This window comes from Brachyspira pilosicoli, assembly GCF_019402445.1.
Taxonomy (GTDB): Bacteria; Spirochaetota; Brachyspiria; order Brachyspirales; family Brachyspiraceae; genus Brachyspira; species Brachyspira pilosicoli_B.
In genome coordinates, this window is sequence record NZ_SRZM01000020.1 from 16,102 (window position 1) to 28,920 (window position 12,819).

At 33.6% G+C, this 12,819-nt stretch carries 12 protein-coding genes; all 12 read right to left on the reverse strand.

Annotated elements, in window-relative coordinates:
• Positions 1 to 29: 29 nt before the first annotated feature.
• Entirely contained in the window at positions 30 to 335 is a 306-nt protein-coding gene (gene rpsJ, locus E6A48_RS00830; protein WP_013243971.1) for a 30S ribosomal protein S10, read from the reverse strand.
• An 82-nt stretch (positions 336 to 417) separates the two neighbouring features.
• Positions 418 to 1,644 (reverse strand): elongation factor Tu, encoded by a 1,227-nt coding sequence (gene tuf / locus E6A48_RS00835; RefSeq protein WP_013243972.1) that lies wholly within the window; start codon positions 1,642 to 1,644, stop codon positions 418 to 420.
• Positions 1,645 to 1,710: 66 nt separating this feature from the next.
• Complete coding sequence (gene fusA, locus E6A48_RS00840; RefSeq protein ID WP_219695059.1) at positions 1,711 to 3,792, reverse strand: elongation factor G; 2,082 nt, start codon at positions 3,790 to 3,792, stop codon at positions 1,711 to 1,713.
• 20 nt (positions 3,793 to 3,812) lie between these two features.
• Positions 3,813 to 4,283 (reverse strand): 30S ribosomal protein S7, encoded by a 471-nt coding sequence (gene rpsG / locus E6A48_RS00845; protein ID WP_013243974.1) that lies wholly within the window; start codon positions 4,281 to 4,283, stop codon positions 3,813 to 3,815.
• Positions 4,284 to 4,297: 14 nt separating this feature from the next.
• Entirely contained in the window at positions 4,298 to 4,672 is a 375-nt protein-coding gene (gene rpsL / locus E6A48_RS00850; RefSeq protein WP_015274803.1) for a 30S ribosomal protein S12, read from the reverse strand.
• A 422-nt stretch (positions 4,673 to 5,094) separates the two neighbouring features.
• Positions 5,095 to 5,550: an ATPase gene (locus E6A48_RS00855; RefSeq protein ID WP_228369497.1), complete on the reverse strand. Its 456-nt coding sequence runs from the start codon at positions 5,548 to 5,550 to the stop codon at positions 5,095 to 5,097.
• Positions 5,551 to 5,628: 78 nt separating this feature from the next.
• The gene (locus E6A48_RS00860) at positions 5,629 to 7,488 is read right to left on the reverse strand and encodes a V-type ATP synthase subunit I (protein WP_219708121.1); all 1,860 of its coding nucleotides are present in this window, start codon (positions 7,486 to 7,488) and stop codon (positions 5,629 to 5,631) included.
• Positions 7,485 to 8,084: a V-type ATP synthase subunit D gene (locus E6A48_RS00865; protein ID WP_013243978.1), complete on the reverse strand. Its 600-nt coding sequence runs from the start codon at positions 8,082 to 8,084 to the stop codon at positions 7,485 to 7,487. The genes E6A48_RS00860 and E6A48_RS00865 overlap by 4 nt, the downstream gene beginning before the upstream one ends.
• A 23-nt stretch (positions 8,085 to 8,107) precedes the next feature.
• Entirely contained in the window at positions 8,108 to 9,433 is a 1,326-nt protein-coding gene (locus tag E6A48_RS00870; protein WP_219708122.1) for a V-type ATP synthase subunit B, read from the reverse strand.
• Positions 9,426 to 11,189 (reverse strand): V-type ATP synthase subunit A, encoded by a 1,764-nt coding sequence (locus E6A48_RS00875; RefSeq protein WP_013243980.1) that lies wholly within the window; start codon positions 11,187 to 11,189, stop codon positions 9,426 to 9,428. Before E6A48_RS00875 ends, E6A48_RS00870 begins: the two co-directional genes overlap by 8 nt.
• A 25-nt stretch (positions 11,190 to 11,214) precedes the next feature.
• Positions 11,215 to 12,048 (reverse strand): DUF2764 family protein, encoded by an 834-nt coding sequence (locus E6A48_RS00880; protein ID WP_219708123.1) that lies wholly within the window; start codon positions 12,046 to 12,048, stop codon positions 11,215 to 11,217.
• Between the two features lie 11 nt (positions 12,049 to 12,059).
• Positions 12,060 to 12,674, reverse strand: a complete 615-nt coding sequence (locus tag E6A48_RS00885) for a V-type ATP synthase subunit E (RefSeq protein ID WP_219676840.1) — start codon at positions 12,672 to 12,674, stop codon at positions 12,060 to 12,062.
• Between the last annotated feature and the right edge of the window lie 145 nt (positions 12,675 to 12,819).

A 12,819-nucleotide genomic window follows, 5' to 3' on the forward strand; every position in this document is an offset into this window, starting at 1 on the left:
TTTTATTCACATGGTTTAAAAAACCTTTCTTACTTCAACTGTACATCTACGCCAGCTGGAAGTGCCAACTTCTTCAAAGACTCAGTTGTTTGAGGTGTTACATCAAAGATATCTATTAATCTCTTGTAAACTCTCATCTCGAACTGCTCTCTTGACTTAATGTTTACATGCGGACTTCTTATTACTGTTACCTTTCTTATGCTTGTAGGTAGTGGTATAGGTCCTGATACTCTTGCACCTGTCTTCTTTACACTAGCAACTATTGACTGAGCTGATTGATCAATTAATTCTATATCAAAGGCTTTTAATTTAACTCTTATTTTCTGTTCTTTCATAGTTTGAATTACTCGCTTTTATTCTTTTATATTAAGGGATACATTTAATATTAAAACATATCCCTTTATTTCTTTCCTTAAATTATTCTAATATTTTTGTTACAACACCGTTACCTACTGTCTTACCACCTTCACGTATAGCGAATCTTTGTTTCTCTTCCATAGCGATTTGGCTGATTAACTCTATAGTTAAGTTAGCGTTATCACCTGGCATTATCATTGGAGAACCTTCTGGTAAGTTGATAACTCCTGTTACGTCTGTTGTTCTGAAGTACATTTGTGGTCTGTAACCGCTTACGAAGCCGCTATGTCTTCCACCTTCTTCTTTTTTCAAGATATATACTTCTGCTTCGAATTTTTTATGAGGTGTGATTGTACCTGGTTTAGCTAATACCTGTCCTCTTTCTACTTCTTTACGTTCAATACCTCTTAAAAGACATCCAACGTTATAACCAGCTATACCAACAACTTCTTTCTTGAACATTTCTACACCAGTACAAGTAGTTTTCTTAGTTTCTCTTAAACCAACGATTTCTACTTCATCACCTTTTTTGATTTGTCCTCTTTCTATTCTACCTGTAACAACTGTACCTCTTCCAGGGATTGAGTATACGTCTTCGATTGACATTAAGAAGTCTTTATCTGTTTCACGTACTGGATCTGGAATATAAGTATCAAGTGCGTTTAATAGGTCTAATATACATTTACAATCTGGATCAGTTCTTGGGTCTTTTCCTGCTTCGATTGCTTGAATAGCTTTGATTGCAGAACCTCTAATAATAGGAGTTTTAGAGCCATCGAAACCATAGTGGTCTAATACGTCTACTACTTCTGCTTCTACTATTTCTGCCATTTCTGGGTCATCTAATTTATCACATTTGTTTAAGAATACAACGATGTAGTTTACACCTACTTGTCTTGAAAGAAGTACGTGTTCTTTTGTTTGTGGCATTACACCGTCTTCTGCTGATACTACTAAGATAGCACCGTCCATCTGAGCAGCACCTGTAATCATGTTTTTAATATAGTCAGCGTGACCTGGACAGTCTACGTGAGCATAGTGTCTGTTATCTGATTCATATTCTACGTGTGAAGTAGCGATTGTCAAAATTTTTGTAGGGTCTCTTCTACCTTGACTCTCTGAAGCTTTTGCTACTGAATCGTATGCAACTTTCTGTACTGTTGCTGGAAACATTGCAGATGATACTGCAGTTATTGCTGATGTTAATGTTGTTTTACCATGGTCAACGTGACCGATAGTACCAACGTTTACGTGTGTTTTTGTACCTTCATAAGTTCCTTTAGCCATTTTTATCCTCCAATTATTTATCCCTATTCTCTAGGAAATTGTTTTTTTATTTATTTTTATTTTTTGTTATTTAGCGTTACCCATTCTAGCACCTATTATCTCTTCTGCTACGTTCTTAGGTACTTCCTCGTAGTGTGAAAACTGCATTGTGTAGCTTGCTCTACCTTGTGATACGTTTCTTATACTTGTTGTATAACCAAACATCTCTGCAAGAGGCACTGTAGCATTAATAGATTTGTAGCCAGACTTATCTGTAAATCCGTGAACTTGTCCTCTTCTTGAAGCTAAGTCACCGATAATATCACCCATATAATCTTCTGGTGTTACAACTTCTACACTCATCATAGGCTCTAACAAATAAGGATCTGCTTTTTTACATCCATCTTTGAAACCCATTGAAGCAGCAATTTTGAATGCCATTTCTGATGAGTCTACTGGGTGGAATGAACCATCAAATGCTGATACTATAACGTCTAGCATTGGATAGTTAGCAAGAACACCTGTATTCATAGCCTCAACACAACCTTTCTCTACAGCTGGTATATATTCTTTTGGAACAACACCACCAACGATTTCGTTATTAAACTTGAATCCTGCATTAGGCTCATTAGGTCCAATTCTCAACCATACATCACCGTACTGACCTTTACCACCAGACTGACGTACGAATTTACCTTCAACTTCAACTGTCTTCTTAATACCTTCTCTGTAAGATACTTGAGGACGACCTACATTTGCCTCAACTTTGTATTCTCTTTTCATTCTATCACAGATAATCTCTAAGTGAAGCTCACCCATACCTGCGATAATTGTTTGACCTGTTTCTTCATCAAAACTAACTCTGAATGTTGGGTCTTCTTCAGCAAGTCTTGATAAAGCTATAGACATTTTATCTCTATCACCTTTTGTTTTAGGCTCTATAGCAACGTTAATTACTGGCTCTGGGAAGTTGATTGATTCCAAGATGATAGGAGCATTTTCAGGACATAATGTATCACCTGTTGTAGTTTCTTTAAGCCCTACTGCTGCTGCTATATCACCGCAATATACTTGTTCAATCTCTTCTCTTTTGTTAGCGTGCATCTGAAGTATTCTTCCGATACGCTCTCTTTTACCTTTTGTAGCATTATATACATAAGAACCAGCCTCTAATATTCCAGAGTAAACTCTTAAGAATGCTATTTTTCCAACGTGTGGATCTGTCATTATTTTGAATGCTAACGCACTGAATTTTTCATCATCTGCTACTTTTCTTTTTATAACATTACCATCTAAATCTGTACCTTCTATTTCAGGCTTATCTAATGGAGATGGTAAATAATCAACTACAGCATCTATTAATACTTGAATACCTTTGTTTTTGAAAGCTGTACCGCAGAACATTGGGAAGAAGTCTGCTGTTAATGTAGCTGTTCTTATAAGTCTTTTGATTGTAGGAATATCTATTTCCTCGCCTTCAAAGAACTTATTCATAGCATCATCATCATATTCAACTATTGCTTCTAACAATTCATTTCTATATTTTTCTGCTTGTTCTTTTAGTTCAGGTCTGATTTCTCTCTCTTCCATCTTCATACCATCTTCAGATACCCAAACTATCTCTTTCATTTTTACTAAGTCAACAACACCCTCGAAATTACTTTCTGCACCTATAGGTATAACCACTGGGTGACTGTTTGCTTTTAATCTATCTCTTGTTTGATCTAAAACAGCGTAGAAATTAGCACCAATCCTGTCCATTTTATTAACAAAAATAGCTCTTGGGATTTTATAGTTACTAGCTTGTCTCCATACTGTTTCACTTTGAGGCTGAACACCGCCTACAGAACAAAAAACTCCTACAGCACTATCTAATACTCTTAAAGACCTTTCTACCTCAGCAGTAAAGTCAACGTGCCCTGGAGTATCTATTAAGTTAATTCTATGACCATTCCAAAAACAAGTAGTTGCAGCAGAAGTAATTGTAATACCTCTTTCTCTCTCCTGCTCCATCCAGTCCATTTCAGCTGCACCTTCATGAACCTCACCTAATCTATGTGTCTTACCTGTAAAGAATAATATACGCTCACTTAAAGTAGTTTTACCAGCATCAATGTGAGCCATAATACCAATATTACGTGTATTTTCTAACGAAATTTGACGTGCCACTTATTCTCTCTCCTTAAACCTTACCACCTAAAGTGTGCAAATGCTTTGTTACCTTCAGCCATTCTATGTACTGTATCTCTCTTAGCAACTGCCTGACCTTTACCTTCTATTGCATCAGCTATTTCATTTGATAAACGCTCTATCATACTTCTTCCGCCTCTTTTTCTTGAAGCATCTATAAGCCATGTGAAAGCCAATGAGTTTTGTCTATCTGGTCTAACTTCAACAGGTACCTGATAAGTAGAACCACCAACTCTTCTTGATTTTACTTCTACTTGTGGTTTTATATTATTAATAGCTTCATTGAAAGCCTCTAAACCATCTTTTCCTGTTTTCTCTTTTACCAAATCCATAGCTTTATAAAAAATGTTTTCAGCTTTACTTTTTTTGCCGTCATACATTAATTTGTTTATAAACTTACTTATAACAACACTGCCATAAATTGGGTCAGCATTTATCTTTCTTGTTTGTGCTCTTCTTCTTCTTGCCATATTAATTCACTCCATTAAGCCTTAGGTTTTTTAGTACCATATTTACTTCTAGACTTCATTCTCTTCTCTACACCAGAAGCTTCACGGCTTCCTCTAACTATGTGATAACGACAACCAGGTAAGTCTTTAACCCTTCCACCTCTTATAAGTACACGGTTGTGTTCTTGTAATGTATGGTCTATACCAGGAATATATGCTGTTACTTCCATACCGTTTGTTATTCTTACACGAGCTATTTTACGCATAGCTGAGTTAGGTTTTTTTGGTGTAGTTGTTGTTACACGAGTACAAACACCTTCTCTTTGCGGACATTTCATTAATGCAGGTGATTTAGTCTTATTTACTATACGTTTACGACCTTTTCTTACTAATTGATTAATTGTAGGCATACAATACAAAACCTCTAATCTTTATTTTTTTTATTTTTACCCTTTATTAAAAAGGATTTATATATATTAAAATTATATCTTCAAACGAAACAGCTTATAACAGCCGAGCTTTTATAGTATTTATTCACATAAATCTGAAGAAATCTAATACTATACGCTTTAATCGCTTCTCTGAAAGTTAGAAAATTATAAACCAACAAAATAAAAAAATCAATAGCTTTTTTAACATTTTTAACCTTTTTTTAAACAAATTTCAAAAACAATTACATATTTATATAAAAAGAAAAGTTAATAACTTATAAAAATATGCTACTCATTTAAATATTTTATATAATATTTTCTTATATAAATAAAAAAATCCGTAAGAGCCTATTACAACTCCTACGGATTTTATTTATTTCACTTTTATTAATCAATAATTATTAAGCACCTAAAACACCGCTGATTAAGAATGCTGTAGCAAAAGAAACGATAGCGTAAAGTTCTGGGAATACAGCAACGATGATAGTGTTACCAAATACATCATAACCATTACCTATAGCTTCAACACCGTTAGCACAAACTTTACCTTGGAATATAGCTGAAACCATACAAGCTAAACCAACAGCAATACCAGCACCTAATATAGCAGCACCTTGGAAGATAGTGATGTCAGCAGTCAAATAAGGTTGCATAATGAAGAAAGCAGCAAAACCATAAAGACCTTGTGTACCAGGTAACGCACTTAAAACAAGACAGCTACCAAATGCATCTTTGTTTTTTTTCAAAGCTCCAACAGTAGTCATAGCAGAAATAGAAGTACCAACCGCACTACCAATACCAGACATACCTACCATTATACCCGCTCCTATATATCCTAATAAAAGCGCTGTGTTCATTGTAAAACCCATAATTAAAATCTCCTTTTTAGATTATTTTCTTTTTTAATTATTAAATATTTATATATAAAAAACTAATTAAGCTACCTTTTTAAGTGGCTTATATTCCTTACCGCCGCCCTCAAAACCAACGTTATTGTAGAACTCTACAAATGTTAATCTCAAAGGGTGTACCAAAGCACCAAGTATGTTTAATGCGAATATTGCGATGTGTCCAAATACTAAGAACACTACCATTATAACAACACCAACACCCGGTATAGCTTTGAAACTCATACCTATTTGGTTTATTACCAATGCCAATATAGAACCAGAAGCACCTAATGCAAACAAACGTATATAAGAAAGTGTGTCACCCATTATACCAGTTGCCGCAAAATAAACACCAAGTATAGAGTTTAATACATCTGGCTTTTTACCAACATTAGAAAGTATTACTAAAAATACTAAACCAACAACCATAGCTATATAATATATAGTACTAAATTGTTTGATAACTTGCATTTTTTGCATATCGCCCAAGAACCATAAAACAAGGCTTGGTATAAATAAAAGTTTACCAATAGCTCCAAATATATCACCTATAGAACTAGTTTTAATTCTATCTATAACACCAACCACTAAAGCAAAACATATATGAAGTACACCTATAAGTAATGCTGTATTAAATGGAGTTAAGAACCAATTTTCTTTAATGTCTGTAATTATTAAATACTTACTTAAAGTAGCAAATATAGGTATTTGAGTATTAGAAGGTATGCTTACACCAAAGAAACTTCCTCCATTGATAACACCCATAATAGTAGTACATATTCCAAGTGTTAAAGCAAGTATACCAATACCTCTTAATTGTCCTTTTAGCACAGTAAATAATCCTACCAAAGCTACTATAGTTAATACTATACCGTATCCTGAATCACCGAAACAATAAGCGAAAAATAACGGATAGAAAACTGCTATCATAGGAGTTAAATCTATCTCGAAATAATTAGGCAATTGGAACAACTTTGTAATAAGCTCATAAGCAGAAGAATACTTATTGTTTTTAAGCTCAACAGGTACATTATCATCTTTTGTAGGCTCTTCCATTATGTAAGCTATTTTTTCTCTGTCAAGTACTGTTTTTACCTCAGACTCTTTGTCTTTAGGTACATAAGCTTCAACATAAAGTATCTTGCCTTCAGTAACCTCACTAGCTACAAAACTCTCTTTAGCCTCTTCAAAATGATTCTGCAAATTAAGACTATCAACTTCTTTATTAATAGCTTCTATATATACCTGATTTTTTATTATATCATTTTCAATATCTTCTATTTTTTTATCAAGTTCAGATATTTGAGTTTTTAATTCATCATAAGATTTATTAGGCATATTGATAATGTCAAAAGGAATAACCTCTTCGCTGCCCTCTTTCTTGAAAGCAACAAAATAAACCTTACCAGCCTCTTCTTTTACAGCATAAGTGAATATATCCCCAAAATTATAAGCTTGATACTCTTTTATAGGAGCATTAAAAAATGATATATCATAAGAAGTCTTTTCTTTTAAGTTATTAATCTTATCAAAGCTAAAACTACCAAAAGGAGCTATAATAGATAATTCTTTTTTAAGGTTATCTCTTTCAGCTTTTAATTTGTCAGAAGATTGAGATAACTGTAAAACATTGTCTATTACATCAGATGCTTTTTTGCTAGTGTCAGCTGCTTTTAGGCTAGATACATCTTTTTTAGCTTTCTTAGCATCAGACAAAGCATTATTTATAATAGTTTTAGCTCTATTAGCATCATTTTTTTGAGCTGCAATGTTTTCTATATTTTCACTAGAAACACCGTTAGCAATTTCTATATGCACAACTCCAAGAGAAGCTAAATCATTTAGAGTTTTTTCCCTATCCTCATGAAAGACAAAGAGAGAGAGTTTCTTCATTTTTCTAATCATAAAGACGCCTCCTTAGCTCTGTTTCTTTCTTTTACTATCTTTTGAGAAGACTTACTTAAATTTTCTTCATCTTCCATATACCTTTTAATTTTGATTATAGCTGTTTTATACTCAGGAATTTGCACTTTCTCATAAAGGTTAACTTTCTGAGTAGTTTTTTTCCTAGCATAAGCCAAAGCATTAAGTCTATTTTCTGTCATTTCAATTTTTATTTGTAATGTCATAAGTAGCTCAAACATATTAATGGCAAGCCTAATCCAAGAAGGCATATTAAACATGCTGACATTTTCAATATCAAAATCTATACCTGTTAATATAGAAACCTTAACACCGGCAATATTTTTTTGCTCAGAGTTTACATTTCTAATTTTAACAATTTCAGGAAACTCAGTCCAAAAACCATTATAGTTTTGATTTTGTTTCACAAGCTTTTGATATTCATCTTTAAGTAATTCAATCTCAGCGGTAATCTTTCTCACCTCAAGACGAAGTGCTGCCTCTTTACTTTTCAAAGTAGGCAAAGCTTTCTCACGAATGGAAAGCTGGCGTCTTAGGTTTTGAAGAGCCGTTTTATTGTATTGAAACTTTAATGCCATATTTTTTAACCTACTTTTAAAAATTAATTATTTGTCCATTTACCGTATTGTTCTACCAAAGATTCTTTTATACCAACTTCTGCTTTACTAAAGTATTTGGACATTAATTCCCAGCCTGTTTCTAACATTTCATCAATTTTGATGTTAATGTCTATTGCTAATAATCTTTCAGAATATTCAGCAGCATATTTCAAACATCTTTCATCATATTCAGTTAAGTCAAAACCGTTTTCTTTTTTCATTTTAGCATTAGCAGCATCTGAATAAAGACGAACTAAAGTGTTCATTACAGCAGGGTGGTCTTCTCTAGTTTTCTTACCTATAACCAACTGTTTCAAACGTGAAAGACTTCTGAATGGGTCGATGATTGTTTTACCTATATCAGAGTCACGTCTTAAGTAAAGCTGACCTTCAGTGATGTAACCAGTGTTATCTGGTACAGCGTGAGTAATATCACCTTCGTTAAGAGTAGTAACAGCGATAATAGTAATAGAACCGCCATCAGGGAACTGAGCTGCTTTTTCGTAAATTTTAGCAAGGTCAGAATATAATGAACCAGGCATAGAGTCTTTAGAAGGAATCTGGTCCATTTTGTTTGATACTATAGCCAAAGCGTCAGCATAAAGAGTCATGTCTGTAAGAAGTACAAGAACTTTTTGCTTATGCTCAACTGCGAAATATTCTGCAGCTGTACAAGCCATATCAGGTATCAAAAGTCTTTCTACTGGAGGGTCATCAGTAGTGTTGATGAAACATATAATTTTGTCTAATGCTCCAGCTTCAGTAAATGTATTTTTAAATGATAAGTAGTCATCGTTAGAAAGTCCCATACCGCCAAGGATAATCTTGTCAGCTTCAGCTCTCAAAGCAACCTGTGCAAGTACTGCGTTATAAGGTTGGTCTGGGTCTGCGAAGAATGGGATTTTTTGTCCTGTAACGAGTGTGTTGTTAAGGTCAATACCAGCAATACCAGTAGCAATAAGCTCAGAAGGCTGTTTTCTTCTAACAGGGTTTACAGAAGGTCCTCCGATTTCTACCTCTTTACCTTCAACTTCAGCACCTCCGTCAATAGGCTCACCATAAGCATTAAAGAATCTTCCTGCAAGAAGTTCGCTTACTCTAAGTCTAGGAGGTCTGCCTAAAAATACAACTTCAGCGTTTGTAGGTATACCTTCAGTACCTTGGAAAACCTGAAGCGTAACAATATCTCCAATCATTTTTACAACCTGAGCAGGTCTGCCAGCCACTAGAGCCATCTCATCGTTACCAACATTTTCTGCTCTTAAAGATACAGTTGCTTTAGTAATTTGTACTAATTTTGTATATACTTTTTGAAATGCTTTAGGCATGTGTTATACTCCTTTCAGCAAATATTGATTCCATCTCAGCTGTGTATTTTTTATGTTCTTCAGACTGATATACAGAATAGTTCATCTGTTTGAATGCGTTAATAAGTCTTTTGAAATAAGTACCTACTTCGCTGTAATCATCAAATCTGTAATCAGCTTCTACAACTTTCATAACTTGATTTAATAATTCTTTTTGTCTCTCTATTGGGCAGTTTTTATCTACTTTATCGAAAGCGTCTTGCTGTAAGATAACGAAGTCTATAAGCTCAGCCTTCCATAAACGCTGATGGTATTCAAGAGGTACTGCGTCATCACCCAAAATGCTTATCTGGTCGCTTGCTTCCTGACCTCTTCTAGCAATATCTTTTGCTCTGATAACTTTCTCAGACCAGCCTTTTTCTATATAAGTGTCTGAAAACTCTACGAACTCTGGATATTCTATGTATTTAGAATAAGAATCTAATGGGTCAACAGCAGGATATCTTTTACTATCAGCACGTTTTTGTGATAATGCGTAGAAACATCTAGCTGCTTTACGAGTAGATTCTGTTACAGGCTCTTTCAAGTTACCGCCTGCAGGTGATACTGTACCTATAAATGTAATAGAACCAGTCTCTCCGTTATTTAAGTATACGAAACCTGCTCTAGCATAGAAACTAGAAATAATAGCAGGTAAGTCAATAGGGAACGCATCTGGACCAGGTAATTCTTCAAGTCTGTTAGACATCTCTCTTAAAGCTTGTGCCCAACGAGAAGTAGAGTCAGCAAGAAGAAGAACTTTAAGTCCCATTGACCTATAATATTCAGCTACTGTCATACCTACATAAACTGAAGCTTCACGAGCAGCAACAGGCATGTTTGAAGTGTTACAGATGATTGTTGTTCTTTCCATCAAGCTTCTTCCTGTTCTTGGGTCTATAAGCTCTGGGAACTCTGTAAATATTTCTACTACCTCATTAGCTCTCTCACCGCAAGCTGTCATTATAATCAAGTCAGCGTTTGCGTTAGTAGCCAAAGCGTGCTGCAATACTGTTTTACCTGCACCGAATGGTCCTGGAATAAATCCTGTACCGCCTTCAGTGATAGGGTTAAATGTATCTATAGTTCTAACACCAGTTTCTAACAATTTAAATGGTCTTGGCTTTTCTTTGTAAGCTTTAATAGTAAGTTTTACAGGCCAAGTTTGTACCATTGTTACATTAACTTTCTCACCTTTAGAATCTTTTATAACAGCAAGAGTATCTTCTAAAGCATAATTTCCAGCAGAAACTACACTTTCAACCACTCCCTTACCTTCAAATTTGAAAGGAACCATTATTTTGTGGTCAATCCAACCCTCTTTAACAGCACCAATCCAATCTCCTGCCTCAACTTCATCACCAACTTTAGCTATAGGTGTAAAGTCGTATCTAGCATCTTTATCTTCAGTAAGGTTGTTATATTTACCTCTCTCTAAGAATACACCTTTTAATTTATCAAGGTCATTTTGAAGTCCGTCAAAGTTTTTACCTAAAAGTCCAGGTCCTAATTCAATTTCCAACATTGAACCAGTAAACTCTACGGCATCGCCTAATTTCATTCCCCTAGTAGATTCAAATACCTGAGCACTAGCACTAGTACCTGATATTTTAATAACCTCTGCCATTAGTTTGGCTTCCCCGCAAGATACAAAACATATCTCGTTTTGTGAAACGGGTCCGTCTACCTCTATTGAAATTAGGTTTGATATAATAGCAGTTACTTTACCTTTAGTCATTTCTATCTCCTAATTAATTTACATTTTATAATGACGCTTTGCTTTTTAATGTTTCTACAAGCGTCTCTAAATGTTTCTTACCTTCCTCTTCATCTCTTCCGTTGATACTAACGGCATAGTTAAGATTTATATAATAAGCAAAAATATTATCTGTTGTGAAAGATTTTATAGATGTTAACTTATCCAAAAACTCCCCTACCAAAGAACATTCTATATTTTCCATATTATATGGATCAGCTTTATCTGATGAGTTAAATGTTTCTATAATAGTGTTAATATAAGGTATCTCCCTACCTACACCAAAATCGGAAGCTGTAGATTTGCTTAATGCAGATATTAAAGAATAATCTCCTATAAGCTCTTTAGCTATCTTATCGCTATTAAAACCTAATGCCCTTCCATTTAAAGCTGCTAAAACATTCTTCATATCTCTCATAAATAATGCATAATTCTTTATAAAATTATTACCACTATTTATCATTTCTTCATAATACAAATTCAATAAACTGTTTTCTATATGTCTAACACTTTCCCATTCAACATTCTTATTATCTTCTAAAAACTTGCTCATATATGTTGGCAAATTAGAGATATTACTATATTTTTGTATCTCTTCTTTACTAAATATATAAGGCTCTAAATGCTTTGTATAAGGGCTAAATAAACCCTTTTGTTTTGCTATAGCATTTACTAAATTTTTATTATCATTTTGATAAATAAGATATTTAAAAAACTTAGCATCTTTAGCACTTAAACTAGATAATATGCTTTGAGTAATTTCATTAATATCATACTTAGCCTTAGCATCAGATAATTTCACTTCGGGAAGACCTGAGATAAGATAATAATATGATCCCATACTCGCCCCTTTTATTTACTAAATATTACTTCTTCTGTTTTAGCTTTAATATAATCACTGAAGAACTCTACAAAATCCTCATCTGTAAATTGTAATTGATAATTGCCATTATTAGGTACTATTTTAAATCCATTTGATAATTTTTTATCAAAATTAATAGTAGCATTATTAATAGCAGATTTTATAGACTTCTCGAATGCAGCATCTATATCTGCTTTTTTTGATTCTGGGAAATATACTGTTACATCAGAGTTACCTGAAGCTATATCCCATTTTTTTACTACCTCTAAAATTAAATCTTTTAAAAATGCAGTATCAGCAAAAGCTCCTTTTAAGCCTTCTTCCAATACTTTAGAGGTAACTAAATCTTTTACTCTTTGCTTTAAAGCACTTATTGACTGCTCACCTGCCATACGAACATCAGTTATGGTGTTCTTTTTTAGCTCTTCTGATTTTCTTTGAGCTTCTTTGATAATTTCTTCTGATTTTGATTCTGCTTCTTTAATAATTCTATCTGCTTCACTTTTAGCGTTAGAAATTATTTCATCAGCTTTCTTATTAGATTTTTCAACACCGTCTTGATATATACGTTCTAGAAGAGAGTCAAGTTTTTTATCTTCAGCCATGATATCTCCTTAACTTATAAATTATGTAATTATAAACATTATACGATATTAAGCTATTTTAAGCAATTATGAAAAAAAATGCAAGCAAAATAGATAAAATATAACTATACGTATTATTTTTATAACTTATTTAACAAATATATTA